This window comes from Streptomyces sp. JK94, assembly GCF_053613315.1.
This window is the reverse complement of record NZ_JBSICH010000025.1, coordinates 38,399-63,409: the sequence shown is the minus strand read 5'-3', so window position 1 is coordinate 63,409 and position 25,011 is coordinate 38,399. Positions and strand designations below refer to the sequence as shown.

Below are 25,011 nucleotides of genomic sequence, written 5' to 3'. Positions count from 1 at the left end.
CCGCGGCGCGGGTCACCCCTTGCTGACCGCCGTGAGGATCTCCGGCAGCCGTCCCGCCGTGCGCGGCGCGGCCAGGCGGAGGCCGAGCAGGGACAGCGCGGCGCCGTACACCGTGCCCACCGGCAGCAGCAGCCAGCCACCGCCGCCCTCGCGCACGTTCAGCCAGATCGTCAGCGCGATCACCGGCGCGCACAGCAGGGCCGCGCCGACCATGCCGCCGAAGATCGAAATCCAGGCCAGTCCGACCTGGCCGGGGGCGACGTTCTTGTACCCCTCCTGCGGGATGGAGTACGGGAAGCGCGCCGAGGTCCACGCCCCGGTCGCCAGCATCGCGCCGAGCAGCGCGAAGGACAGGCCCAGCGCCTCGGGCAGCGTCCGCCAGTCGCCGAGCATCGCCGTGGTCAGGACGGTGACGAGGGTGGCGTACGGCAGGGTGATCAGCAGCAGGGCCAGCGCGCGGGCCCGCAGCTCGACGTGGGCGTCCCTGGTCGACGAGATCGTCATCGCGACCATCCAGAACGCGGACGTGTCCTGGCCGAACTGGTTGTACATCTGGATGCCGAGCATCCCGGCGGCGAAGCATGCGAAGTAGACCGAACCGGTGCCCTGCCAGGCGTTGAAGACCGGCACGATCAGACCGATGGCCAGCGACGTCACCCACGCCGCCTTGGTCTTGGGGTCGCGCCACACGTACCGCAGGGTGCGCTCCATGGTGGTGCCGGTGCGGCCCGCGGGGAGCAGCCGGGCGAGCCCCGAGGAGCCGCGTTCGCGTACCGGCCGGGTGTCGCTCCGGAGGGTGGAGCCGTCGGGCGTGGTCATCAGCCGCGTCAGGTGGCGGGACCAGACCCGCAGCAGCAGCACCAGGGCCGCCGCGGTCAGCGCCAGCTGGGCGAGTGCGACGCCGTACGCCCCGTCGCCCGCCGCGTCCATCGCACCGATCGCCGATGCCGGCGGCACCCAGCGCAGTACGTCGGCCGCCGGGCCGAGCTGCTCCAGCCCCGACGAGCCGAGCCGCTGCACGCCGAAGTTGACGAGCTGCGCCCCGACCGCGATGACCAGCCCGCTCAGCACTGCCAGATCGCGGCCCCGGCGGCTGGTCAGCAGCCGCACGTTGGCGGCGGCGACCGTCCGCGCGAGCGTCACGCACACCAGCAGCGCGAGCACGGCACCGACGACACCGACGGCGTACGCCGCCCCGCCGTGCGCGACCGCGACCACGGAACCGGCGAACATGCACAGCGTGAACAGCGGTCCGATGCCCACCAGCGAGGCGGTGAGCAGGGCCCGGATCAGCGGGCGGGGCCGCAGCGGCAGCATCACCAGCCGGGTGGTGTCGAGGGTCTCGTCGCCGCCGGGGAAGAACAGCGGCATCACCGCCCAGCCGAGGCCCAGCACCGCCGCCAGCAGGATGACCAGCGCGTCCACGTGCGCGTGCCCGCGCAGCGCGATCAGACCGATCAGCTGGAGCGCGGCGAAGAGCAGGACGACGACGACCGAGGCGATGTACGCGGCCCGCCGCCCGCCGGACTGCCGCAACCCGTTGCGCAGCAGGGACAGCTTCAGCCGCACGAAGACGGAGGTGACGGAGGTGACGGAAGTGCCGGAGCCGGCGGGGGTGCCGGGGCCGGCGGGGGTGCCGGAGCCGACCGGGGTGCCGTGCGCGTTCACCGGGACCCGCCGCCCAGCCAGTCCAGGTGGGACCCGGTGTCCCGGGCCCCGGCGCCGACGAGTTCGAGGAACGCCTGCTGCAGGGAGGCCGCCTCGCCGCGCACGTCCGCGAGGGTGCCGGTGGCGCGGATGCGGCCCGCGGCCATGACCGCCACCCAGTCGCAGAGCGACTCCACCAGCTCCATGACGTGGGAGGAGAAGACGACGGTGGCGCCGGAGGCGGTGTAGCGCTCCAGCACCCCCCGGATCGTCTGGGCCGACACCGGGTCGACGCCCTCGAACGGCTCGTCCAGGAAGAGCACTTCGGGATTGTGCAGCAGCGCGGACGCGAGCCCGATCTTCTTGCGCATGCCGGTCGAGTAGTCGACGACCAGCTTGTGCTGGGCTCCGGCCAGGTCGAGCACGTCCAGGAGCTGCGTGGCCCGTTTGTCGACCTCGGCACCGGGGAGCCCGCGCAACCGGCCGGTGTAGCCGAGCAGTTCCCGCCCCGACAGCCGCTCGAACAGCCGCAGTCCCTCGGGCAGCACCCCGATCCTGGCCTTCACCTCGACCGGGTCGCGCCACACGTCGTGCCCGACGACCTCGACCGATCCCTGGTCCGGCCTGAGCAGCCCGGTCACCATGGAGAGGGTGGTCGTCTTCCCGGCCCCGTTCGGCCCGACGAGCCCGATGAACCTGCCCGCGGGCAGCTCCAGGTCGATTCCGCCCACGGCGACCTGCTGCCCGAACCGTTTCCAGAGCCCCTGTATCCGTACGGCGCTTGTGCTCACCACGTCTCCCTCCGTCGACCTGCACCCTACGGGGGGAGAAACGGGCCGGAGGGGCACGGGCCGGTGCGGACGTGCGGCTCCGCGCCGCGGATTCCTAGCGGTCCCTGCCGCACGCGTACGCCAGCGGCGAGACCAGCTCCTCCACATCCGGCAGCCACCGGTTCGCCGGCGTGGGCCGGCACGCCCACTGCACGGCCCCCCGCGTCCCGTACCGCGTGGGCGGCGCGGCCACGTACGCCCCTTCCCCCAGTGCCTTCAGATCGAGGGACGGCGGCGACCACCCCAGCCGCCGTACGAGGTCCGGGACCTTCGCCGCGGCCCCGGGGAGGACGAGGAACCGCATCCGCCGGTCCGGCGCGAGCGTCACCGGACCGAGCGTCAGCTCCATCCGCTCCATCCGGGCGAGGGCCAGGAACCCCGCGGTCTCGGGCACGTCGATCGCGTCGAACGTCCGCCCCGTGGGCAGCAGGACCGACGCGGTGGGCTGCTTCTGCCACATCCGGCGGGCGACGGTCGCGCTGCCCGTCGCCTGGGCCGCCCAGTCCTCGTGCGCCGGGTGCGCGCCCGGGGCGGCGCACGCCGGGTCCCCGCAGGAGCAGCGCTGCACCCCGTCGGCGGCTTCCAGCCAGGTGCCGGGGAACACGTCCCAGTGGCGCTCCTCGGCGTAGCGTACGGCGGTCTCCAGCAGCGACGCGCCGCGCTGCTGCGGGATCTGAGCGGCTTCGGTGCCCGGGATGGTCTCTTCCACGTGGAACTCAACTCCCGTGCCCACGCCGGGTTACGGGCGCCCGCCCGTCTCCCGGCGCCACCCTCCCGGCGCGAGCCCTCCGGGGCCGTGCCCACGCCTCTGCGCGGGGGAGGAGCACCGATGCCGTGGCCGGGCGCATGGGTGCATGCGTGGGGGCGCGCAGGGGATTCGCCGGGCGAGCTGGGTAGCCACGTCTGGGGCCGGCAGCGGCCGTACCCCGGCAATCCTCGCAAGCTTCGCACGTCTCGCATTGTCGGCACATCGACGGGGCATTGATCTTCACGGCCGGATTCCTTCGTCCGCCGGGACAGCACCGAGACCGCATGAGACCGCATGGGGGTTACGTCATGGCCGCAAGGCCGCTCGTCGCGCGGCAGCCGAACGAACGACTGCAGGCGCTCATTCAGGAAGCGGGCTGCTCGAACGCGGGCCTCGCCCGCCGGGTCAACGTGTGCGGGGTCGAGCACGGGCTCGACCTGCGGTACGACAAGACCTCCGTGGCCCGTTGGCTGCGCGGGCAGCAACCGCGCGGCAGGGCGCCGGCGATCATCGCCGAGGCGCTCGGACGCAAGCTCGGCCGCACGGTCACGATCGACGAGATCGGCATGGCCAACGGCAAGAACCTGGCGTCCGGCGTCGGCCTCCAGTTCTCGCCGACGGTACCGGGGGCCATCGAGCAGGTCTGCGAGCTGTGGCGCAGCGACGTCGGGCGCCGGGACTTCCTGTCCGGGTCCTCCGTGGCCGCCTCCGCGCTCGTCGAACCCAGCCGGGACTGGCTGATCTCCGCCCCCGACTCCCAGGTGTCGCGCTCGGCCGGGCCGCGGGTGGGGCCCTCCGACGTGGCGGCCGTGCGGGCGATGACGCAGGCGCTGGTGGAGCTGGACCACCAGTACGGCAGCGGGCACGTGCGCCCGGTGGTCGTGCACTACCTGAACAGCGTCGTCTCCGGTCTGCTCGCGGGCTCCTACCGGGAGTCGGTCGGACGGGAGCTGTTCGCCTCGGTGGCCCGACTGACCGAACTCGCCGGGTACATGGCCGTCGACACCGGGCAACCGGGGCTCGCCCAGCGGTACTACATCCAGTCCCTGCGGCTCGCGCAGGCGGCCGGCGACCGGGGGTACGGCGGGTACGTCCTCGCCGCGTCCATGAGCCACCTGGCCGCACAGCTCGGCAACCCGCGGGAGATCGCGCAGTTGGCGCGCGCGGCGCAGGAGGGCGCACGCGGGCGGGTGACGCCGCGCGCGGAGGCGATGTTCCACGCGGCCGAGGCCCGCGGCCACGCGCTCCTCGGCGACGTACGGGCGGCCCACACGGCGGCCGGGCGGGCGGTGGCCGCACTGGACGCGGCCGACGCCGCCTCCGGGGACGACCCCGTGTGGATCGCGCACTTCGACGAGGCCTACCTCGCCGACGAGTTGGCGCACTGCCACCGTGACCTCGGGCAGGCCGACGCCGCGGCGCGGTACGCCCGGCAGTCCCTGGACGGGCACCCCGAGTCGCGGGCGCGCAGGCGGGCCATCGGACACGTGCTGCTGGCCACGGCGCAGGTGCAGCAGCGCGAGATCGAACAGGCCTGCACCACCGCGACGAAGGCCGTGGAACTCCTGGAGACACTGCGCTCGAACCGGGGCTCCGAGTACCTGGACGACTTCCAGGCGCGGCTGGAGCCGTACCGGGAGGAGGCGGTGGTACGGGAGTTCGGGGCGCGGCTCGACCTCCAGGCGGCGGCGTGAACGCCGGGGCCGCGCGCGGGTGAACGGGCGGGAAACGGCGGCACGGTGGGCGGGAAGTGCCGTGAACAGCGTGCCGCGTACCGGTTTTGTTACTGCTGTCACAGGGAAGGAGTCCACGCCCCGTGCGGCGTGGCAGGGGGTTCCGGGGACCCGGTAGCGTGAGCCGACGATTCCGAAGGTCCCCCATTCGTAGGAGTCCCGGTGACGCAGAGTGGACAGGGCGAGGAGCCCTCGGCGCGGCCCGCGCGCGAAGGCATCGTGCTGCCCTCGGACGGTGGCGAGCCGCTGCTGCCGGGCCGGGCAGGCGCCGGCGCCGGTCAGGCCGGCCGGCCCGTGCCCCCCTCGGCGCCGCCCGGCGGACAGGCCTGGGACCGGCCGTGGGGCCCCGAGCAGCAGCAGAGCCCGGCTCCGGAACAGGGCTGGTCCACGCCGTCCGGCGACCAGCCCTGGGGGGCCGGCCCGCCGGAGACCGCCCAGCCGTCCGCCTCGCACACCTGGCCCGCGCAGGGTCCGGTCCAGTCGCCCGGCAGCCTGCCGTCCCAGGCGGGCCCCGGCCCGCTGCCTCCGGAGGGCGCGCAGGCCCCGGGGTACGGCGAGCCCTCCGGCGGCCGGGCCCCGGGGACCTACGGCGGACCGGCGGACGGTGGGGCCGCGGCGTACGGCGGACCGGCGGACGGTGGGGCCGCGGCGTACGGGGAACCGGCCGGTGGCCAGGCCCACGGCGCGCAGTTCTCCTACGGGCGGCAGGATCAGGCGCCCGTGCCGCACGCGTCCGCGCCGCAGCCGTTCGCACCGCTGCCGTCGGCCGACGAGGGCCTCACCCAGTTCCTGCCGCCGGTCGGGGCACCCGGGGACGAGGGCGCGACGCAGTACATACCCCCCGTGGGGCCGGGGGCGCTGCCTCCGGAGAGCCCCGCGCCGACACACGCCCCGCACGGTCCCACGGGTCAGACGTACGGGCAGCACTCCCAGCACGACCCTGCGGGTCAGACGTACGGGCAGCACTCCCAGCACGACCCTGCGGGCCAGACGTACGGACAGCACTCCCCGTACGGCCCCGACGCCCAGGCGCACGGCCGGCACGGCCGCCCCGCCCAGGCGCACGCCGAGTCGGCGCAGTACCTCGGCCACGCACCGCACTACCCGCAGCAGGCCGGGGCCGGGCACCAGCCCGCCCCCGCCGCGCCCGCTCCGCACCCCGACGCCGAGGCCACGCAGTTCATCGCGCCGGTGCCCGGCGGCCCCGCGCCCGACCCCTACGGGACGGTGCACGGCGGTGACGAGGGGCGGCAGCCGCCCGCCGAGTTCGACAACCTCTTCCGCAGCGCGCCGGGCGCCGAGGGCCCCGCCTCGGCCACCCAGCAGCTGCCCCGCTTCGACGAGCCGCAGCCGCCGCTGCCCGGCGGCCGGTCCGGGCACGCTCCGCAGGGGCCGGGCGGTGGCGGCGGCAGGCGGCGCGGGAACGAGAACGGCGGCGGCCGGGGCGGCCGCGGCGGGCGGACCGGTTCGCGTCTGCCGCTCCTGGCGGCCGTGGGCGTCGGCATCGCCGTCGTCGGCGTCGGCGCCGGCGCGATGATGGCCGGCGGGGGCGGCGAGGAGGACGACGACGGCAACCGGACCGTGTCCGCCACGGCCCCGGTCTCCGAGTCCGCGTCGGCCTCCGCGTCGCCGTCCGTCGACCCGGTCCGGCAGCAGGCCGTCGAGCTGGACCGGCTGCTGGCCGACAGCGGCGACAGCCGGTCCACGGTGATCAACGCCGTGGACGACGTGAAGTCCTGCGACAACCTGTCCCAGGCGGCCGAGGATCTGCGCGAGGCCGCCAAGCAGCGCACCGGCCTGGTCACCAGCCTCTCCGAGCTGTCCGTGGACAAGCTGCCCCGGCACACCGAACTGACCACCGCCCTCACCAAGGCGTGGCAGGCCTCGGCCTCGGCCGACAACCACTACGCGGCCTGGGCCGACCGGACGGCCGGCAAGAACGGCTGCAAGAAGGGCAAGCCCCGCGCGAACCCGGACGCCGGCAACCAGGCGAGCGGCACGGCGAGCAAGGAGAAGGCCAAGGCCGCCAAGCTCTGGAACGCCATCGCCAAGCAGTACGGCCTGACGGAACGCCGGCCGACCCAACTGTGACGGTCCCGGGCCCGCGCCCCCGGGGCGCAGCACCCGGTCCGGGCCCGCGCCCCGGCCCGCGCCCCGGGCCGGGGCACGTGCCGGCGGCCGGCTCAGGACACGTCGGCGTCCTGCAGGGTGCGGGTGGTGTCCAGGGCGTCCTGGCGGGCCGAGACGAGGCGGCCCTGCCGTACGACCTGCAGGGTGACCTCGGTGTTGACCAGGCGCGGGAAACCGACCGAGGCCAGCTTGTCCGCGAACGTCCACCGGAGGGAGGGCGTGAGCCCGGCCGTGCCGACCTCCAGCCCGCCGTCCAGGGCCCGCCTGACGGTGCCGGCGCTGACCTCGCCGTCACCGAGGGAGTCGACGACCTGCTTGAGGACGGTGTACGCGATCCACGTGGTCTGCACCCCGGCGTCCGCGGCGTCGACGTCGTTGTCGCCGAACGCCTGCTCCTTGATCACCCTCTTCATCCCGGCCCAGCCCGGGTCGCTCACCGGCGGGTACCAGCCGGTGACGTACGCCCCCTCGTAGGGCCCGGACGCCCCGCCGCTCGCGTTGATCGCGGTCTGGTCGACGCTGCCGAGCACGGTCGCGGTCCGCACCTCGGGGTGGCCCTCGCGCGCCCGGCGGAAGGAGTCCATGAAGGTGCCCGTGCGGTCCCCGAGGACGGGCACCACGCACCCCTGGTCCTGCGAGCCGGTGGTGACCCGCCGCAGCGCCTGTTCGGACTGGCCGCCGTACTCGGTGGCGTCCTCCGCCGCCCGCTGGTCGTAGGCCCGCTCGTGCCCGCCCGAGGCCAGCCCGGAGTCGAGCAGCACGGACAGCTCGTCGCCCGTGATGGTGTCGGGCCGGACGAGTGTGACCGGCCCGCAGGAGTCGGCGAGCGCGCTGCCGAGGCCGGCGAGCAGCGCGGGCTGGCCCCCGTTGACCGGGTAGGACAGGGGGCTGGTGAACTCCCTGTTGGTGATGCCGTAGCCGCCGATGTACGGGATGCCGGCGCCCTCCAGTATGGGGAAGAAGGAGTCGGCGTGCTGGCTGTAGGAGCCGACGACCGCGATCACGTTCTCCTTGACCGCGAGGCGGGCGCACTTCGCGGCGGTCACGCTGTTGTTGCGGTCGTTGCAGGTCAGGACGTTGAGCTTGCGTCCGCCGAGGCCGCCCTGGGCGTTGACCGAGCGGGCGTAGGCCTGGGCGAAGGCGGGCATGCCGGGTTTGTTGGTCGCACCCGTTTCCTCCGGGGCCCAGGTCATGACGGTGATCGGGTCGTCGTCCCCGGAACCTCCCGCGGTACCGGGGACGACCCCGCAGCCGGCGGCGAGCGACGCGCACGCCACCAGCGCTCCCGCGGAGAGTGCGCCGGTGCGGGTGGCCCGTAGGCGGCCGGAGAGGCCGCGGAGGAAGGTGCTGCGGGTGGGTCGCCTGCCGGTCATGTCCCCACACGATTCCGTCACGTGGATAACCTGGAAGTGACCTGTGATCAACGCACGGTGACGTAGAAGTGAATTGAGGGGGCCGATGGGGCGCCGACGGAGGGGAACGTACGATCGATGACCGTGCAAGGTTCGGAGAACTCTTCCCGTCGCGGCCGTCGCTCCTCCACCATGGGCGGCATGCCACTCAACGACATGCCGTGGTGGCGCTGGCGCAGCCAGGTGCGCTCCGCGCTGCACATGCTCTCCGCCCCCGCCTTCCAGCGGGACGTCTGGCTGGCCGGTGTGGACGGCTACGGCGACGTCACCGACGCGGTGTACCGGCTGGTGGAGGACACCTGGCTGGATCACTGGTCCGCGGAGAAGTACGTGGGCACGGTCTTCCGCGACTCGCAGGAGGCGGCGCTCGTCGACACCGCCGTGCTGCGCGTGCTGCGGATCATGCACCAGGTGGGACCGGACGCGCCGGTGACCGCGTACCTCGACCACCCCGACTGGCCGGAGGCGGTGCGGGCGGCCCGTGACGCGCACGTCCGGCTGGCCACCGGCGACGGCGAGGACCCGGAGGCGGAGCCGCGCACGCTCGACGTACTGCGCATCCTGACCCGGTCCGCCTGAGAGGGTGCCGGGGCCCGCCCGGTGGGGCGCCCGGGTCCGCCTGGCGGGACGCGCCTCGGTCCGGGGGCCCGGATATGGGACCCTGTGCCGCATGAACGAGTCGTCCCCCGCCGCCGTCCCGCCGGCCGCCGCCCCGGCCGACCAGTACGTCCTCACGCTGTCCTGTCCCGACAAGCAGGGCATCGTGCACGCCGTGTCGAGCTACCTGTTCATGACCGGCTGCAACATCGAGGACAGCCAGCAGTTCGGCGACCACGACACCGGACTCTTCTTCATGCGCGTCCACTTCTCGGCCGACGCCCCGGTGACCGTGGACAAGCTGCGCGCCAGCTTCACGGCGATCGGCGACGCCTTCCACATGGACTGGCAGATCAACCGGGCCGACGACAAGATGCGCGTCGTGCTCATGGTCAGCAGGTTCGGGCACTGCCTGAACGACCTGCTCTTCCGGGCCCGGACCGGTGCGCTGCCGGTGGAGATCGCGGCCGTGGTGTCCAACCACACCGACTTCGCCGAGCTGGTGGGGTCCTACGGCATCCCGTTCCACCACATCCCCGTGACGAGGGACACCAAGGCGGAGGCGGAGGCGCGCGTCCTGGAGATCGTGCGCGAGGAGAGGGTCGAACTCGTCGTACTGGCCCGCTACATGCAGGTGCTCTCCGACGACCTCTGCAAGCAGCTCAGCGGCCGGATCATCAACATCCACCACTCCTTCCTGCCGAGCTTCAAGGGCGCCAAGCCCTATCACCAGGCGCACGCCCGGGGCGTGAAGCTGATCGGCGCGACCGCCCACTACGTGACGGCCGACCTCGACGAGGGGCCGATCATCGAGCAGGAGGTCGAGCGGGTCGGTCACGACGTCACGCCGGACCAGTTGGTGGCCACCGGGCGCGACGTGGAGTGCCAGGCGCTGGCGCGGGCCGTGAAGTGGCACGCGGAGCGTCGGATTCTGCTGAACGGGCGGCGGACGGTCGTCTTCGCCTGAACGGGCGGCGGAGGGTCGTCTTCGCTTGGACGGGCGGCGGAGCGTCGTCGCCGCCTGAACGGGCGGTGGACGGTCGTCGCCGCCTGGGGCGTGCCCGTCCGGTGCTTCCCGCCGGCCCCGGGTGCGGTCCGCGACGCCGGAGGGGCGGCGCGCGCCGGCGGGGTGCCGGTGGACGCCGCCCCGGGGCGAGCGGGCTCTGCGGGGGAGGGGTGCGGCCCGCGTGACCACGGCGGTTACGCCGGGTCGCTGCTGAACTTCGCGGTGGACCAGAAGTAGCCGAGTGCGGTGAGGGCGACGCACCAGGCGAGGGCGAGCCACCCGTTGTGGCCGATCCCGGTGCCGAGGAGGAGACCGCGCAGGGTCTCGATGGCCGGCGTGAAGGGCTGGTACTCGGCGACCGGCTGGAACCAGCCGGGCATGGAGGCGACCGGGACGAAGGCGCTGGAGATCAGCGGAAGGAAGATCAGCGGCAACGCGTTGTTGCTGGCGGCCTCGGCGTTCGGGCTGACCAGCCCCATCCCGACGGCGATCCAGGTCAGTGCCAGGGTGAAGAGCGCGAGGAGTCCGAAGGCCGCCAGCCACTCCAGGGCGGTGGCGTGTGCGGAGCGGAAGCCGATGGCCACCCCGACGGCGCCGACGAGGACCACGCTCATGACCGACTGCACGACACTGCCGACGACGTGCCCGACGAGTACGGAGCCGCGGTGGATGGCCATGGTGCGGAAGCGGGCGATGATGCCCTCGGTCATGTCGTTGGAGACGGAGACCGCGGTGCCGATCGTGGTGGACCCGATGGTCATCAGGAGCAGGCCCGGGACGATGTAGGCGATGTAGTCGGAGCGGTCTCCGCCGCCGATGCCCGCGCTCATCGCGTCGCCGAAGACGTAGACGAAGAGCAGCAGCAGCATGACCGGCGTGAGCAGCAGGTTCAGGGTGAGCGACGGGTAGCGCCGGGCGTGCAGGAGGTTGCGGCGCAGCATCGTGGACGAGTCGCGCACGGCGAGGGAGAAGCGGGACGGTCGGGCGGCAGCCGGGGGGGTGCTCATCGGCGGGCCTCCTTGGGCCGGTTGTCCTGGGCGGGAACGGTGGCGGTGCCGGTGAGGGCGAAGAAGACGTCGTCGAGGTCGGGGGTGTGGACGGTCAGTTCGTCGGCCTCGACGCCGGCCGCGTCCAGCCGGTCGAGGAGGGACCGCAGTGCGCGCTGGCCGCCGTCGCCCGGGATCTGCAGGGCCAGTGCCGCGTCGTCCCCGGTCGCCTCGCGCAGCGCGCCGGCCGCGGACCGGTAGGCGGCGGGGTCGGTGAAGCGGAGCCGTACGTGCCCGCCGGGGACGAGCCGCTTGAGCTCGTCGGCGGTGCCCTCGGCGGCGATCCTTCCGCCGTCGAGTACGGCGATGCGGTCGGCGAGTTCGTCGGCCTCCTCCAGGTACTGGGTGGTGAGGAAGACGGTGACCCCGTCCGAGACCAGGTCGCGGACGACCTGCCACATGGTGTGGCGGGAGCGCGGGTCGAGGCCGGTGGTCGGTTCGTCGAGGAAGATGATCCGGGGGCCGCCGACCAGGGTCATGGCGATGTCCAGGCGGCGCTTCATGCCGCCGGAGTAGGTGGACGCGGGCTTCCTCGCCGCCTCGGTGAGGCCGAAGCGCTCCAGCAGTCCGGCGGCGACCCGCCGGCCCTCGCCGCGGGGGAGGTGGTGCAGGTCCGCCATGAGGAGCATGTTCTCCTCGCCGGTGATCAGCCCGTCGACGGCGGAGAACTGACCGGTGACACCGATCGCGGCCCGCACGGCCTGCGGGTCGGCCGCGAGGTCGTGGCCGCCGACGCGGATGTCGCCGGCGTCGGCCGTGACGAGCGTGGACAGGATCTTGACGGCGGTGGTCTTGCCGGCGCCGTTCGGGCCGAGCAGGGAGAAGACGCTCCCCTCGGGGACGGCCAGGTCGACGCCGTCGAGGACGGTCTTGTCGCCGTAGGACTTGCGCAGTCCGTTCGCCGCGATGGCCGGGTTCGTCATGACTGCTGCTCCTCAGAGGCTGCGGGCGGTGATGTCGCCGTGGGCGGTGGTCGCGTGGATGGTCAGGGCGGGGGTGCCGTCGGCGTTCCTGAGCGCGTTGTGGACGCGGCCGTGGGAGGTGCCGGCGTCCAGCGAGGCGGAGACTCCGGCGGCGGCACCGACCGACACGTCGCCGGCCTGCGTGCGCAGCACGACCGCGCCGCCCGCGGCCTCGGTGATCCGGATGTCGCCCTTCTCGGTGCTGATCTCGGCGGGACCGCGCAGGCGGCCGACCGAGACGTCACCGGCGGCGGTGGTGAGGCGGACGCTCGCGGCCTCGTCGAGCTTGACCGGGCCGTGCGCGCCCTCGAAGGCGACGTCGCCGAGCCGCCCGACGCCGCGGAACTCGGCGCCGGCCGCCCTGGCCTCGACGCGGGAACCGGCGGGCAGCCGGACCGTCACCTCCACGGAGCCGGAGGGACCCAGGAACTGGTTCTTCGCCGCTCCCTCGATCCGCAGGACACCGTCGCCGAACGCGACCCGGGTCCGCTCGGCGGCCCGCACGTCGCGCCCCTTGGAGGCGTCCGCGGGCAGGACCTCGACCGTGGTGTCGTCCCGGTCGGCGGCGATGAACCGGACGCGCCCCGCGGGGATGTCGAGGACGGCGGAGATCGGGGCGGGGGTGCCGAAGGCCTGCATGGTGGGCTCCTGTGCGCTCGCCGGTGTTTCTGACATTGGAAACGCTACGTTGCGTTCATGTTCTTATCAATATCTTTGTTGCGCTCAACAGTCGTAAGTACAGGTCAAATGCGCTATTTCATTGCAACAGCCCGCCGGGTAACGCAACGTCAGAGGATCGTTCGTTGCAATGAAATCGGAGTGAACGCTATGGTGGGGGCACCGAGGGAGCACGAAGGAGAACACATGCCGGGAGGCAGGCTCACCCAGCAGGAACGTCAGCAGATCGCGCTGGGGCTGGCCGACGGCCTCGCCTACGCGGAGATCGCCAGGCGCGTCGACCGCCCCACCTCGACGATCACGCGCGAGGTGATGCGCAACGGCGGCCCCACCGCGTACCGCGCCGACCTCGCCCACCGGGCCGCCGAGCACCGCGCCCACCGGCGCCGGCAGGCCGCACCCCCGGGGCCCCGGGCGCTCCCGCAGGAGCCCGGGCGCGACGCCGAGGCGGTGCGCGCGTACGAGGAGACGCTGACCACCGTCTTCATGCAGTCGGGCACGCCGAAGATGATGGCCCGGGTGATGGCCTGTCTCTTCGTCAGTGACACGGGCAGCCTCGGCGCGGCCGACCTCGCCCGGCGCCTGCAGGTCAGTCCGGCGTCCATCTCCAAGGCGGTCGCGTTCCTCGACGGGCAGGGCCTCGTCCGGCGGGAACGCGACGCGTCGCGGCGCGAGCGCTACGTCATCGACGACGACGTCTGGTACCAGTCCATGGTCGCCAGCGCCCGCGGGACCCTGCAGGTGGCCGAGACCGCACGCCAGGGCGTCGGCGTCCTCGGCTCCGGCACCCCGGCCGCCGAGCGCCTGGAGAACATGGCGCGCTTCCTCGACTTCATCTCCGAGAGCATCATCCGGGCCGCGGACCAGGCCCGCGAAGTCCTCCACACGGCACCCGCCCCGCCCCCGGACGGCGCCGGGTGAGGCCGGCCCGGACCGGCACCGCGCGGGCGTCCGCCGGTCCTACATCCGGCTCAGGCCGGCCGCCGCGAACAGGACGTCCCTGATCGCCTCGCGGTCGCCCGCCTGGCCCGCGGCGGCCTCGGCCGGAGGCACGTGGCCCGCGGCCAGCCGGCAGAACTCCACGCCGTCCAGGGCCACGTGCGCCACCTCGTGGTCGGCGGAGCCCACCGCCCCCGGGGAGTCGAGGGGGATGAGCCACTCCCCGCCGCCCGAGCCCTCGATCTCCAGCCGCAGGCTGCGCCCCGGCTCACCCGCGGCGAGCAGACGCGGGCGGGCGGCGGGCGGGGCCGGCCCCGCCCGGCGACGGGCCGCGAGGGCGTCCGGCAGCAGCCGGGCCGCGAGATCGATCATGCGGTGCAGATGACGCGCGGAGGGCGGCTCGTACGGGTAGTCGACCGCGTCGGCGATGTCCTCCGCGTGCACCCAGCACTCGAACGCCCGGTCCAGCATGGCGTCGTGCAGCGGCAGCCCGAAGTCGCCGTAGGACACCGGCATCCGGCCCGCCTCGCCGGTGAACGACACGGTCCGTACGAGGTCGTGGCTCTGCTCGCGCCAGGGTGCCCGCACCGCGCGGGTGGGCGGGTGGCGCGAGGCACGCCAGTACGCCTCGGTGCGGCCGGCCGGTGCGTCGGTCGGCGCGGTGACGTCGCCCAGCGGGTCGGCGAGCCCCAGGGCGACCGCGACCAGTCCGTCGACCGTCAGCAGGTGCGCGATGACCCCGGCGACGGTGGTGCGGCGGCTCGCGGCGCCGTCCGCCTCGAACCAGCGCAGCCGGACCGGCGCGTGCCACTCGGCGTCCCCGATGTCCTGCAGCAGCGCGTCCAGCCGCGCGGTCTCGGCGTCGTACGGCGACGCCCAGTCGGGCACCGGGATGCGCGGCGGGCGCCGTTCCAGGCACCCTTCCAGGACGCGGGTGCGCAGGGCGGGGTCCAGGTCGAGGCTCTCGGGCCGCTGCAGCAGCCCGACGGCCTCGCGCAGCCGCAGCGCCTCGTCGGCGCAGGGGTCGCACGCGCCGAGATGCTCCTCGACGGCCGCCGCCTCCTCCGCCGAACAGGCCGCCAGCGCCCACGCCCCGAGGAGCGACGCCAGCACCTGGTGCTCCAGCGCCACGGGCCCCTGGTGCTCCAGCGCCACGGGCCCGCCCGGCACCGCGTCGGGCAGCGACCGCCCGCCGTCCTCGACGGACACCCGGGGCAGCGGTGTCCGCGCGGCGGAGGCGCGTTCGCCGGGGTCACCGGGGCCGCCGGGGTCACCGGGGCCGTCGGGGTCCCCGTTCTCGTCGCGGGTGCCGTGGGGGTCCTTCATGCCGCACCCCCGTACCCCGGCGGCGACCCCGGTGCCGCCTGCGGGGCGGCCGCTTCGCGGGCGGTGGACAGGAGCTGGAGGCCGAGGCGGAGGCGGCGGCGGGCCTCGTCCTCCGTGACACCGAGGTCGGCGGCGGTCTGACGGTAGTCGCGCCGCTGGAAGTAGGCCAGCTCCAGGGCGGCGCGCAACGGGGCCGGCATGGACTGGACGATGTAGTCGGCGCGGGCGGCGACCGCGGCGTGGCGCACCGTGCTCTCCAGCTCCTCGGTGGTTCCGGTGCCGCCGCGGGCGAGGGCGGCCGTCTCGGTGGTGCGCAGGCGCTGCACCGCCAGGCGGTGGGTCAGGGTGGCGATCCAGGTGCGCAGCGGGCCCTGCCGGTGGTCGTAGGTGTCGGGATGCTCCCAGACGTGCGCGAAGACGTCGCGCGTGAGGCGGTCGGCGGCCCGCTCGTCACCGAGCACCCGGTGCGCGAGTCCGTGCACGAGCGAGGCGAACCGGTCGTACAGCTCCCCCAGGGCGGCGGCCTCGCCGCGCGCGAGCCGCTGCTGCATCTTGCGGTCCCAGCGCAGCGGTGCGTCCCTCTCCGCCATGCGGCCCCTCACCCCCTGCCCGACGCGCTGCTCGTCCTCGTGCCCGTTCCGGCCTCCAGCCTGCGGCCATCCCCTTCCCGAATGTAGTCGGCACGTCCGACACCGCACGCCCCTTTGTGTCAATGTGCGCCCCCGGGCACCCGCGGGTGATAAGCGCTTCCCCTACCCTTTACCGTGCGGCCGGAGGCGATCGAACAGGAGCGAAAGCGCTTGGAACAAGCCTTTTCCGATCGGTCCCCGTTTTCCGCGGGGCGTTTGCGGGAACGGCCGGTGGGCAGGCGCGCGGCCAAGAAGCGTAAGCATGACTTCCGTTTCGGGTGTGTTCCGGTGAGATTCAGGTGATTCCGGACGTCCGTTGACCGGCGAATGAAGGGCATGGTGGTGACGCTCAATGTGACCGGCGGTGAGCAGGGCGAGTGGGCCGTGCTCCAGGTGGCCGGCGAACTGGACCTGGTGACGTCACCGGTGCTGCGGCAGCGCGTGCACGACGAGGTGGCCGAGGGGCGGCACAGTCTCGTCCTGGATCTCTCCGAGGTCCTGTTCTGCGACTCCAGCGGGGTCGGGGTGCTCATCGCCTCCCGGCGGCTCATCCGCTCCTGTCAGGGCCGGCTGCGCCTGATACTGCCCGCGCAGGGCGCCGTGGACGGCTCCCACGTCAACCGCGTCCTCGGCGCGCTCGGCGTGCGGCGGCTCTTCGACGTCCATCCCGACCTGGCCTCGGCGACCGGCGACGAACCGCGCCCGCTCTCCGCGTAGGCGCGCGGACGCCACCCGCCCGGGACGCCCGCACACCCATCCGTTCACCCGTTCACCTGCTCACACACCCACCTGCCCGGAGACCCGCCCGCCGGCGCCCGGACGCGCGGAACCCGCCCGCGGCCGCGCCCGGCGTCGTACGCTCCGAGCGAGACGCAGACCACCCACCGACGTGAGGCGGCCGGAGAGAACCATGGTCAACAGCGAGTACGAGCGCAGGATCGCCGCGCGGTTCACCACCTTCGACCAGGACGGCAACGGCTACATCGACCGTGCGGACTTCAACGCGGCGGCCAAGGCGCTGCTCGCCGAGTTCGGCACCGCCGCCCGGTCCGAGAAGGGGCAGGCCCTGTACGGCGGCGCGGAGGCGCTCTGGCAGGGCATGGCGGGCATCGCCGACCGGGACGGCGACCAGCGCATCACCCGGGCGGAGTTCGTCACCGCGGCGGTCAAGCGGCTGCGGGACAACCCGGACCGCTTCGCCGAGATCGCCCGCCCCTTCCTGCACGCGGCCCTGGACGTCGCCGACACCGACGGCGACGGAGCCGTGATCGTCGAGGACGTCGCGCGCGTGCTCGCCGCGCTCGGCGTCCCCGGGGACTCCGCCCGCCCGGTCGCCGCCGCGCTGGACACGGACGGCGACGGCAAGGTGGGGGAGGCGGAGATCGTCCCGGCCTTCGCCCGCTACTTCACCGTGCCCGAGTGACCCGGGCCGCACCGGCCCTCGCTCGCGGCGTTCCGAGCGGATGCCGCGGACCGTGGCGGTGCGGCGTGACGGAGCGTTGATATCGGGTCGTGTCCGCCGGGCCACCCGTCACGGCCCGGAGTCGGTGCCACACTCCGGTACCTTGTGCGGATGCGAGTGGTCCCGGGCGCCAGCCGTGCCGGAGTCGCCCTTCGGGCGGCTCCGGAACCGGCGGTGCGCTCCCGGCCCCGCGGTGCGGAACGGCCGTCGGCCGCCCCCTGTTCGACATCCCGGAACAGGCGTCGCACAGTATGCCGCACGCGTACTCCTTCGCGCTGGAATATGCCCGAAGCGCTTGTTGGGGTGACGGAACGTCAACCATGCTGTGTCACACGGGATTCACGTTCCGTGATCCCTGGCCCGGCCATTGTTCTGGCCATGCAGGAAATGGCCACGATCGTGGCCCTCATGAGGCGCGAGCCTTGGTGTCCGCCGGTTCGGATGGTGTGAGCGGTGCAGGTGCTTCAAGTGCAGCTGGAGGTCCGGCCAGACCCCTCGGAAGTGGGGCGTGCCCGGCGGTGGGCGCGCTCGCGACTCGCCGGGGCCGGGATACAGGTCGACGAGCCACTCGCCGAGACGCTGGTCCTGCTCGTCTCCGAACTCGTCACCAACGCCGTGGTCCACACCGGCTGTTCCGCCGTGCTGCGGCTGGTGCTGCCGGTACCGGTGGGTGAGGGGGCCGAGGGGGCGACGGTCCGCCTGGAGGTGGACGACGCCAGTGACCGGGCCCCGGTGCCCCGCTGTGTGGACGGTGAGGCGACGGGCGGCCGGGGGCTCGCCCTCGTCGACGGCCTCGCCGACCGCTGGGGCTGGAGCCGGGAGGGCACCGGCAAGCGCATCTGGTGCGAACTCGACCGCTGCGCCGGGCGCGAGGAGGTCCCGCCGGCGTGTGGGCGCGGGGGCGGCACGGTGACGTACGAGGGCTTCGCGTTCGAAGTGGTGTAGGGGCGGAGCGGGGGGCGTCGCGCGAGGCGCCGGATGCGGCCCAAGAGGTCATCTCATTTGGTTCGGTGGGCTGTCGGCTGTGGGGATCGTTGAGCGGCTGGTGCCGGATGCATTGTGGGATGTGTTCCAGCGGGTAGTGCCGGAGGCGCCCTCGCGGCCTCAGGGCGGCGGCCGGCGCCGGCACGGCGACCGGGAGGTGCTGGCCGCGATCGTGTGCGTGGCCACGTCCGGCTGCACGTGGCAGCAACTGCCCTCGGCGTCGTTCGGGCCGTCCGGGGCGACGGCACACCGCCGGTTCACCGAGTGGACCAAGGCCCGGGTGTGGGCCGAGCTGCACCGCCTGGTCCTCGACGAACTGGGCTCGCGTGGTGACCTGGACTGGTCGAGGTGCGCGATCGACTCGGTGAACATGCGGGCCCTGAAAAGGGGGATCTGACGGGTCCGAATCCTGCGGATCGGGGCGAGTACGGCTCGAAGATCCACCTGGCCACCGAGCGAACCGGTCTGCCCCTGTCCGTCGGAATCTCCTCATCTGTTACCGCAGGCTCACCAGATGAGATGACATCTTGGACCACCGGCCAGCTCATGATCCGGTAGTGACGGGGCGGGAGCGGGGTGGCGCGGCAGGCGCCACCCCGAGCGCCTCGGGACAGCCCGGTGCGAGTCGAAGCTCCTGCGGCCGCTGCCTCCCGGATCGGTATAGCAGTTGACATCACAGGGGCACGCTACCTGTCACCGAGGCACGTACAGCAGACCGAGTGCCACCGGTACCGAGGCCCCGCCAGGCCCCGTAAGCTGCCCAGTAGTCCTGGTGAACAGCCCCACGAGCCCGGTACGGAAGCTCTGGCCGAGGATCACAGACGGCCGCTGCCGCTGCCCGGGCAACCCTGCGGGTTACTGGCCTGTCGTACGAGCGGCGTAAGACGCCAAGCTGAAGCGAGGCCCGGTTCAGCGCTCGGCCATTGCGGCGGGAGCGAGGCAGGTCCAGCCGGCAGGTGGGGCCAGGAGCGTGCGGACGTGAGGCTTGCGGGCGTGCAGTCGCACGTGCCCCCGGTGGCCGTGAAGAATGAGGTGGCCGAGGTATTCGAGCGCCTTGACGGCGAAGCCGTTCGCCGGGCACATGCCGTCGCCCTTGCCGAAGGGGAGGTAGGAGCGCCGCTGGTCGTCGGTCGGCTGCTTCCAACGTGAGGGACGGAAGTCCAGTGGCCTCTCCCATACGGTCGCCGACCGGTGGATCGCGTGCGTGCCGATCAGGACGTGCTCGCCCTCGTGGACCCGGGCGCCGGCAACCTCGTGGTCGGCGGCGGCCACCCTGATCAGGCGCCAGGCGGTCGGATACAGGCGCAGCGCCTCCCTGACCAGCCGATGGACCTGTTCCCGCCGCACCGCCGGGGTGTCGTAGCCGTGCTGGATGCCGAGCATCACCACCCATTCGAGAGCCACACCGGTGAAGCCGACCGTGGACAGGACGAGACGTTGCAGCAATTGTGCGCGATCGTCGGGGGACAGTTCACCGGGCAGGCCGAGTACCAGGTCGACCAGGTCCTGCGCGCCGCCCTCCTGCGCCGAAAGCCGGCCGAGTTGTTCGGCGAGCCCGGTCCGGACGGCGGGCACCGTACGGTGCGAGCGTCTCAGCACGTGGCCGAGGATGTCGTCGGCGACGACGCTCGACGTCACATAGGCGTCGACGAGCGCATTGATTTCGGTATGACACTTGTGCGCGATGACGGGGGCGAAGTACCGCCGGACCATTTCGACGCCCCAGCGCTGGTGCCGCAGACGGTCGCGGCCGTCACTCACCTCACCGAGGGCGGAGCCGAGGTCGAACGACGACGCGAGATCGTGCCGGGCCAGGACCCTGAGCAGCTCGCGGGAGGCTTCGCTCCGGACCGCCTGGGGCAGGGATTCCGGTCCCAGGCGATAGAACCCGGACTGGGACAGGTAGTTGCTGGCCGAGTCGACCAGGACGTCCCGGGCCGCGTCAGCATCGGCTACGAAGAGGGTTCCGAAGCGGAGCCTGAACGGACCGTCGCGGTCCGCAGCCTGCTCCTCCCACCGCCGCAGTTGCGGCCACAGACTCTTCCTGTCCAGGAACATGGGGCGTCCGCCCATCTGACGGAGGACGGGACGCGCGGCGACTCGGCTGCTCGTCCCATCCCTTTGCGGAGAACACGTCAGGCGTCGTGCCCATACCTGTGGCCGTACCGGGTGCGGCGCGTACGCACCGCATCACTGGGCGCCCCAAGGCTTCTGATGGTCCATGACATCGCGGCTGTCCTCCCTTGCCGGCCGGAGTCGTGCCTGTTCCGGCCGCCGAACGTCAGTCCTGCCGCCCGTAGCCGACGAAGTACCCGTACCACCGCGCACGCATCTCACCGCTGAACGCCCGAAGGCTGCTGGTCACCCACGACATATTCGTCCTCCTTGCCGGTCAATGCTGCAGGGTTCCACGACCCGTACAGCATCTCGTCGTCTGCTGCCGCTCTCGTCGTGCGTGGCCGATTCACCGGTGAGCCGGCCGACCGCGAGGGCACCAGTTGGTCCGCGACGCTACTCCCCCTGCAGAACCGGGTGAACTGCCGGAACCGGCCAAAGACGGGTAGTACGACCGGGCGGCACGGCCGCGTCATGACCGCCCTCTGCCGACGCCCATGGCCTCCGGCCCTTTATCACCAGGGGTCGACGGGCAGGGCTTCGGAGCGTCTTTTCTCCATCCTCTGCCGGACACGCGAAGGGGCAGAACGCTCCCGCGGCCAACAAGGCTTCCAGCAACGGGCCGTGCTGCATCGGAGCTGGCGCCAAAGACGCCTATAAGCACGCCCGCGCTCCGCCTCCGGCACACGGCGAACGCTATGCGCCGGGTCGATTCTCGCCAAAGGGGAATTTCAGGCCATTTCTGGCTGGATGTCTCCTCTTGGTCGATACGCCTGCCGTACGGTCGGTGACCTGCACCCGTCACATGACATCACGTCACATCACATGACGAATCGCCTTGCGAATCGAACCGCCACAGGCGTGCCGTGTCCCCCGAGGGCGCCGGGCATGCCGGGCTCCCCACCGGGGTTCCTGCGTATCCATCGACAGTGAATGGAGCTGATGAGTCATGGCGACGGCCGTACCGGTCTGGCCCGGACCCTGGACCGACGAGATCACCGCCCTCGTGCAGGGCAAGGGGGCCCTCGGTCCCGATAACGGCATGGTCAAAAAGCTGTCCACCGAGCAGCGGGCTGCCATCGCAGTGCGAGGCGAGGAACTGGTCGCCGGCCTGCTGGATCCGGATGCTCGGGCCGCCGACACCAAGGACATCCTCATCCGGCTGCATCTTGACCTCATCACCCCCGCCGCGCAGAGTCCCGCCGTCCAAAGGCTGATGGAGAACCCGGGATACCGGCCACCGAGCGCCCTGCACGGAACCTGCTACAACGCGGCCCTGGAACTCATTGTGGCCAAGGCCCTGTGGAGGGCCGGGCACACGGAGATCCTGCCCTGGCCCGTCGAAGGCGTCGCTGCCAAGCCTGACTTCGTGATCGAAGGCCACCACCCCACGCCGGCCGGACATAGCGACAAGTCCTTCTACGACGCCTGCCCGGTGGTTGCCGACACACTGAAAGTCGGCGGCTGCAAGAGCGAAGAGGGCCTGGTCACCGGACTCATCAACGGGGTGACCAACAAGGTGGGGTCGTACCAGGGCAAGAGCGTGGGCGTCGTCCTGGAAGCGGCTGACAATCCCTGCCTCTACCAGGACGGCGGGTTGATCACCGTCGACGAGCGCATCATCGAGCCCTTCCAGGCACGTATCGAGGCGCTGAACGTCGACATTCGGCAACGGCTGCTCTTCGTGTACGTGGTGCTGCCGGGTGCTGCCGTGGTGACCATGGACGCGGCAGCCTGGGGCTAGCCTCGATGCCGGTAACGTAGGGCCTTGGTGTGCGTTTGACCCGTTTGGTTCTGGTGGTGCCAACGAGGGTGGAGTCCGGAACGCGTGGGTGGTCTGCTGTGCGGTGAGCGACGCGTTCGAGGGGCCGGCTGGCGACTTCGCCCTTGATGGCGCGGGAGTTGACCCGGCGGCGTCGCTGTGGCACCAGCCGCTCAACGTTCCCCACCACAGCCAACAGCCCACCGAACCGAATGAGATGACCCCCAAGCCCGTTCTCCCCGGGGGCGATGGGGCGGTGCGCCGGGGTGTGCTTCCGTGCGCGTCCCGAGCGAGCGGGACGTGAGCGAGGAATCCCCTCACGTCGGTTGACGGATCGTGACGGCTTCCTCACGCTTGAGGCAGCGATTCGCCGCGAGGGGACGACGAGGGCTCGGTGACGGGGCCCTCGACGAGTGTGGGTCGTGATTCGGCGGCGGTGTCCCTCGGGGGCGAGGGGAGCCGGGCGGGAGCGCCGGAGTCGGGCGGCGGCGCGCGGTGCCGGGCTCGGGGCGGCCGACGCCGCGCCGCCGGCCGACGAGTTCGAGAACAAAACCCGGGGGCTCCGCTCAATCTCCACAGGCTGGGGACGCATCCGGCCGGAAGGTCCGCCGGTAGGCGGTCGGGGTGACCCCGAGCGCCGCCTGCAGGTGCTGCCGCATCGACTGCGCCGTGCCGAAGCCCGCGTCGCGGGCCACCTGGTCGACGGACAGCGCGGTGGATTCCAGCAGGTGCCGGGCCCGTTCGACGCGCTGCCCGGTGAGCCACTGGCCCGGACTGACGCCGGCCTCCTCGCGGAAGCGGCGGGTGAAGGTGCGGACGGACATCGACTCCTGGGCGGCCATGTCCCGCAGCCGGATCGGCTCCTTGAGGCGGCCGAGCGCCCAGCTGCGGGCGTTGGCCGTCGAGGAGTGCCGGGGATCGGGCACCGGCCGCTCGATGTACTGCGCCTGACCGCCGTCGCGGTGCGGCGGTACGACGGTGCGGCGGGCCACGTCGTTGGCGACGGCGGTGCCGTGGTCCCGGCGCACGATGTGCACGCACAGGTCGATGCCGGCCGCGACCCCGGCCGAGGTGAGTACGTCGCCGTCGTCGACGAACAGTACGTCCGGGTCCACCCGCACCTTCGGGAACAGCCGCTGGAAGTGCTCGGCGGAGGCCCAGTGCGTGGTCGCCGGGCGGCCGTCGAGGTAGCCGGCGGCGGCGAGGACGTAACCGCCCGTGCAGATCGCGACGAGCCGGGTACCGGGCCGGACGTGGGCCAGCGCGGCGGCCAGCTCCCCGGTCAGCACGCCCTGCTCGTGCACCGGGCCCAGCTCGTAGGAGGCGGGTACGACGACGGTGTCGGCGGTCGCCAGGGCCTCGGGGCCGTTCCCGACCAGGATCGCGAAGTCCGCGTCGGTGTCGACCGGCCCCGGCGGGCGGACCGAGCAGGTGACCACCTCGTACAGCGGACGCCGCCCCGCGTCCCGGGCACGCCCGAAGATCCGCTGCGGGATGCCCAGCTCGAAGGGGAGCAGCCCGTCCAGGGCGAGCACGACGACGCGGTGCGGCCGATCCGGGCCGGGCGGGGCAGACGGGGTGGCCGGGCCGGCCGGGGTGGTCAGACCGAGCGGCCCGGACGGGCTGGACCCGGGAGGGCGGGCCGGCCCGGTCGGCCTCAGCGGCTCGGCGGGACCGGTCGGCTCGGCGGGACCGGTCGGGCCGGACGGCCCGGCAGGACGGGGAGGCCCGGGCGGGCGGCTGGACAGCTCGGACGGACGGGGCGGACGCGACGGGTGGTCGGACGGCATGGCCCGATCCTAGCGAACCATGTCCTTCGGGCCACTCGATCGGGCGGACGGCGCATCGGAAGCTCTAGGGCGTGACCCAGACGACCGACGCCGCCGAAGCGGCCGCCCACCGGCCGGAGCCCGCCCGACCGCGCCACCGTGCCCGGGTGCACCGCGCGTGGTGGGTCGCCGCCGTCACCTTCGTGACGATCATCGGTGCCGCCGCCTTCCGCTCCCTGCCCGGCATCCTCATCGACCCGCTCCAGGGCGACTTCGCGTAGTGACGCTTTGGGGAATTTGAAGGCGGGTCTCTGGGCTCCTGCCAGTTCGAACCAGGCGGGGCGGATTCGGCGGCCAGGCGCCCGCACGGGGCGCCCCCCAGGGGGAGCGCCCCGATCCCTCACTGCGGTGTGGCCGAGTACCGCTCGATGCTCGCGCGGCCTGTCGATCGGTCGAGTAGGCGCAGCTCCCACGGGCCCGTGTTCACATCGAAGTCCTTGCCGAACCCGACCCACTTGCCCGCCATACGTCGGCCCGTGGGCTCGATGAGTAGCTGAATCGCACCGTGGTACCGGGCGCCCTGGTAGTACCCGTCAGCCGCCGTCTGCTCGGTCCACGTACCGGTGACGACGTTCCGATCAACGGTGAGATCCAGGGACAACGGGCTGTCCGGGTTGGTCGATGCTCCGGGCAGGCTCTGGGCTGTCAGCCGGTTGCCGTGCTGGACGATCACGACGTGATGCTTGCAGTCGAACGTCTCGTCACGACTGGACGAGTAAAACTCGTACCGGGACAGCCAGATGCCTGCGTACTCGCTCTGCGGCTCCGGCTCCGGACTTGTGACAGCGTCAGCCGTGCCGACTTCCTCAGCCTCCATGTCGTGGCCTCCTGCCCCGTCTGAGTGGACGCGTGCCATCGGGATCGCGAACCCCAGCGACTCAGGGGTACGGCCGGTGAACCGCTTCAGTGCCCGCGCATACAGCGGGCGGCATGTCCTGGTCTCCCCGGACTCCCAGCGTTGCACGAGTCGCTTGGAGGCGTCGTTCGGCTCCCCCAGCTCCTCACCTGCGCCGCGTAAGCCCCGGGCGAACTCGTCTTGGCTGAGGTTCATCGACTTGCGCACAGAAGTCAGCACGTTGTTGGGGATCCGCTCCCGCTCGGCCGGAGTCGTCATGATCCGAGGGTAGCCACGTCACGCCTCCAATGACACCGGTTTGACGCCCTCGGGGTGACACC

General features: G+C 72.8%; 21 protein-coding genes and 2 pseudogenes. 11 read left to right on the top strand and 12 right to left on the bottom strand.

Features of this window, described 5'->3' with window-relative positions:
* Positions 1–12 precede the first annotated feature (12 nt).
* The 3 genes from ACVV2G_RS22240 to ACVV2G_RS22230 form a co-directional block, all read right to left on the bottom strand.
* On the bottom strand, positions 13–1,668 hold the full coding sequence (locus tag ACVV2G_RS22240) for a transporter (protein WP_453844502.1): 1,656 nt from the start codon (positions 1,666–1,668) through the stop codon (positions 13–15).
* Positions 1,665–2,441 carry an ABC transporter ATP-binding protein gene (locus ACVV2G_RS22235; RefSeq protein ID WP_453844501.1) on the bottom strand — a complete coding sequence of 259 codons (777 nt, stop codon included), beginning with the start codon at positions 2,439–2,441 and terminating at the stop codon, positions 1,665–1,667. Before ACVV2G_RS22235 ends, ACVV2G_RS22240 begins: the two co-directional genes overlap by 4 nt.
* A 91-nt stretch (positions 2,442–2,532) precedes the next feature.
* Positions 2,533–3,186 carry a bifunctional DNA primase/polymerase gene (locus tag ACVV2G_RS22230; RefSeq protein ID WP_453844500.1) on the bottom strand — a complete coding sequence of 218 codons (654 nt, stop codon included), beginning with the start codon at positions 3,184–3,186 and terminating at the stop codon, positions 2,533–2,535.
* A 347-nt stretch (positions 3,187–3,533) separates the two neighbouring features.
* Between ACVV2G_RS22230 and ACVV2G_RS22225 the strand changes: the two genes are divergently transcribed.
* Positions 3,534–4,919, top strand: a complete 1,386-nt coding sequence (locus ACVV2G_RS22225) for an NsdA family TPR-like regulatory protein (protein WP_453844499.1) — start codon at positions 3,534–3,536, stop codon at positions 4,917–4,919.
* Positions 4,920–5,120: 201 nt separating this feature from the next.
* A complete protein-coding gene (locus tag ACVV2G_RS22220) occupies positions 5,121–7,049 on the top strand; it encodes a hypothetical protein (protein ID WP_453844498.1) in 1,929 nt (642 codons plus the stop codon).
* A 92-nt stretch (positions 7,050–7,141) separates the two neighbouring features.
* Here ACVV2G_RS22220 and ACVV2G_RS22215 read toward each other — a convergent pair whose 3' ends face one another.
* Positions 7,142–8,461, bottom strand: coding sequence for an ABC transporter substrate-binding protein (locus ACVV2G_RS22215; RefSeq protein ID WP_453844497.1), 1,320 nt, complete (start codon positions 8,459–8,461; stop codon positions 7,142–7,144).
* Between the two features lie 117 nt (positions 8,462–8,578).
* Between ACVV2G_RS22215 and ACVV2G_RS22210 the strand changes: the two genes are divergently transcribed.
* Together ACVV2G_RS22210 and purU are read left to right on the top strand one after the other, a co-directional pair.
* Entirely contained in the window at positions 8,579–9,079 is a 501-nt protein-coding gene (locus ACVV2G_RS22210; protein ID WP_453844496.1) for an SCO4402 family protein, read from the top strand.
* A gap of 91 nt (positions 9,080–9,170) precedes the next feature.
* Complete coding sequence (purU, locus tag ACVV2G_RS22205) at positions 9,171–10,064, top strand: formyltetrahydrofolate deformylase (protein ID WP_453844495.1); 894 nt, start codon at positions 9,171–9,173, stop codon at positions 10,062–10,064.
* A gap of 233 nt (positions 10,065–10,297) precedes the next feature.
* Here purU and ACVV2G_RS22200 read toward each other — a convergent pair whose 3' ends face one another.
* From ACVV2G_RS22200 to ACVV2G_RS22190, 3 genes are read right to left on the bottom strand one after another with little or no spacing between them, the layout of a single operon-like run.
* On the bottom strand, positions 10,298–11,110 hold the full coding sequence (locus ACVV2G_RS22200; RefSeq protein WP_453844494.1) for an ABC transporter permease: 813 nt from the start codon (positions 11,108–11,110) through the stop codon (positions 10,298–10,300).
* Positions 11,107–12,072, bottom strand: coding sequence for an ATP-binding cassette domain-containing protein (locus ACVV2G_RS22195; RefSeq protein WP_453844493.1), 966 nt, complete (start codon positions 12,070–12,072; stop codon positions 11,107–11,109). Before ACVV2G_RS22195 ends, ACVV2G_RS22200 begins: the two co-directional genes overlap by 4 nt.
* A 12-nt stretch (positions 12,073–12,084) precedes the next feature.
* Positions 12,085–12,750, bottom strand: coding sequence for a DUF4097 family beta strand repeat-containing protein (locus ACVV2G_RS22190; RefSeq protein ID WP_453844492.1), 666 nt, complete (start codon positions 12,748–12,750; stop codon positions 12,085–12,087).
* Between the two features lie 225 nt (positions 12,751–12,975).
* On the opposite strand from ACVV2G_RS22190, the gene ACVV2G_RS22185 reads away from it, so the two are divergent.
* Positions 12,976–13,710: a GbsR/MarR family transcriptional regulator gene (locus ACVV2G_RS22185; RefSeq protein WP_453844491.1), complete on the top strand. Its 735-nt coding sequence runs from the start codon at positions 12,976–12,978 to the stop codon at positions 13,708–13,710.
* A gap of 39 nt (positions 13,711–13,749) precedes the next feature.
* Here the strand turns inward: ACVV2G_RS22185 and ACVV2G_RS22180 are convergent, their stop codons facing one another.
* Positions 13,750–15,054 carry a maleylpyruvate isomerase N-terminal domain-containing protein gene (locus ACVV2G_RS22180; RefSeq protein ID WP_453844490.1) on the bottom strand — a complete coding sequence of 435 codons (1,305 nt, stop codon included), beginning with the start codon at positions 15,052–15,054 and terminating at the stop codon, positions 13,750–13,752.
* Entirely contained in the window at positions 15,051–15,644 is a 594-nt protein-coding gene (locus tag ACVV2G_RS22175) for a sigma-70 family RNA polymerase sigma factor (protein ID WP_453844489.1), read from the bottom strand. Before ACVV2G_RS22175 ends, ACVV2G_RS22180 begins: the two co-directional genes overlap by 4 nt.
* Before the next feature lie 375 nt (positions 15,645–16,019).
* On the opposite strand from ACVV2G_RS22175, the gene ACVV2G_RS22170 reads away from it, so the two are divergent.
* The 4 genes and pseudogenes from ACVV2G_RS22170 to ACVV2G_RS22155 all read left to right on the top strand — a co-directional run.
* The gene (locus ACVV2G_RS22170; protein ID WP_453844488.1) at positions 16,020–16,400 is read left to right on the top strand and encodes an STAS domain-containing protein; all 381 of its coding nucleotides are present in this window, start codon (positions 16,020–16,022) and stop codon (positions 16,398–16,400) included.
* 193 nt (positions 16,401–16,593) lie between these two features.
* Entirely contained in the window at positions 16,594–17,106 is a 513-nt protein-coding gene (locus tag ACVV2G_RS22165) for an EF-hand domain-containing protein (protein WP_453844487.1), read from the top strand.
* A gap of 507 nt (positions 17,107–17,613) precedes the next feature.
* Entirely contained in the window at positions 17,614–18,090 is a 477-nt protein-coding gene (locus tag ACVV2G_RS22160; RefSeq protein WP_453844601.1) for an ATP-binding protein, read from the top strand.
* Positions 18,091–18,169: 79 nt separating this feature from the next.
* A pseudogene (locus ACVV2G_RS22155) lies at positions 18,170–18,624 on the top strand (transposase); the annotation flags it as partial.
* Between the two features lie 414 nt (positions 18,625–19,038).
* Here the strand turns inward: ACVV2G_RS22155 and ACVV2G_RS22150 are convergent.
* Positions 19,039–20,187: a cytochrome P450 gene (locus tag ACVV2G_RS22150; RefSeq protein WP_453844486.1), complete on the bottom strand. Its 1,149-nt coding sequence runs from the start codon at positions 20,185–20,187 to the stop codon at positions 19,039–19,041.
* A gap of 1,006 nt (positions 20,188–21,193) precedes the next feature.
* Between ACVV2G_RS22150 and ACVV2G_RS22145 the strand changes: the two genes are divergently transcribed.
* Positions 21,194–21,988: a hypothetical protein gene (locus ACVV2G_RS22145; RefSeq protein WP_453844485.1), complete on the top strand. Its 795-nt coding sequence runs from the start codon at positions 21,194–21,196 to the stop codon at positions 21,986–21,988.
* A gap of 584 nt (positions 21,989–22,572) precedes the next feature.
* Here the strand turns inward: ACVV2G_RS22145 and ACVV2G_RS22140 are convergent.
* Positions 22,573–23,610 carry a GlxA family transcriptional regulator gene (locus tag ACVV2G_RS22140; protein ID WP_453844600.1) on the bottom strand — a complete coding sequence of 346 codons (1,038 nt, stop codon included), beginning with the start codon at positions 23,608–23,610 and terminating at the stop codon, positions 22,573–22,575.
* Between the two features lie 257 nt (positions 23,611–23,867).
* Here ACVV2G_RS22140 and ACVV2G_RS22135 point away from each other — a divergent pair.
* Positions 23,868–24,050, top strand: a pseudogene (locus ACVV2G_RS22135) (MFS transporter); the annotation flags it as partial.
* Positions 24,051–24,175: 125 nt separating this feature from the next.
* Here the strand turns inward: ACVV2G_RS22135 and ACVV2G_RS22130 are convergent.
* A complete protein-coding gene (locus ACVV2G_RS22130) occupies positions 24,176–24,949 on the bottom strand; it encodes a helix-turn-helix domain-containing protein (protein WP_043381572.1) in 774 nt (257 codons plus the stop codon).
* Positions 24,950–25,011: the final 62 nt, after the last annotated feature.

Coding starts and splice junctions, on each gene's coding strand:
- ACVV2G_RS22225 (WP_453844499.1), top strand. CDS start 3,534: ATGGCCGCAAGGCCGCTCGTCGCGCGGCAGCCGAACGAACGACTGCAG.
- ACVV2G_RS22215 (WP_453844497.1), bottom strand. CDS start 8,461: ATGACCGGCAGGCGACCCACCCGCAGCACCTTCCTCCGCGGCCTCTCC.
- ACVV2G_RS22210 (WP_453844496.1), top strand. CDS start 8,579: ATGACCGTGCAAGGTTCGGAGAACTCTTCCCGTCGCGGCCGTCGCTCC.
- purU (WP_453844495.1), top strand. CDS start 9,171: ATGAACGAGTCGTCCCCCGCCGCCGTCCCGCCGGCCGCCGCCCCGGCC.
- ACVV2G_RS22200 (WP_453844494.1), bottom strand. CDS start 11,110: ATGAGCACCCCCCCGGCTGCCGCCCGACCGTCCCGCTTCTCCCTCGCC.
- ACVV2G_RS22195 (WP_453844493.1), bottom strand. CDS start 12,072: ATGACGAACCCGGCCATCGCGGCGAACGGACTGCGCAAGTCCTACGGC.
- ACVV2G_RS22190 (WP_453844492.1), bottom strand. CDS start 12,750: ATGCAGGCCTTCGGCACCCCCGCCCCGATCTCCGCCGTCCTCGACATC.
- ACVV2G_RS22185 (WP_453844491.1), top strand. CDS start 12,976: ATGCCGGGAGGCAGGCTCACCCAGCAGGAACGTCAGCAGATCGCGCTG.
- ACVV2G_RS22180 (WP_453844490.1), bottom strand. CDS start 15,054: ATGAAGGACCCCCACGGCACCCGCGACGAGAACGGGGACCCCGACGGC.
- ACVV2G_RS22175 (WP_453844489.1), bottom strand. CDS start 15,644: ATGGCGGAGAGGGACGCACCGCTGCGCTGGGACCGCAAGATGCAGCAG.
- ACVV2G_RS22170 (WP_453844488.1), top strand. CDS start 16,020: ATGGTGGTGACGCTCAATGTGACCGGCGGTGAGCAGGGCGAGTGGGCC.
- ACVV2G_RS22165 (WP_453844487.1), top strand. CDS start 16,594: ATGGTCAACAGCGAGTACGAGCGCAGGATCGCCGCGCGGTTCACCACC.
- ACVV2G_RS22150 (WP_453844486.1), bottom strand. CDS start 20,187: ATGTTCCTGGACAGGAAGAGTCTGTGGCCGCAACTGCGGCGGTGGGAG.
- ACVV2G_RS22145 (WP_453844485.1), top strand. CDS start 21,194: ATGGCGACGGCCGTACCGGTCTGGCCCGGACCCTGGACCGACGAGATC.
- ACVV2G_RS22130 (WP_043381572.1), bottom strand. CDS start 24,949: ATGACGACTCCGGCCGAGCGGGAGCGGATCCCCAACAACGTGCTGACT.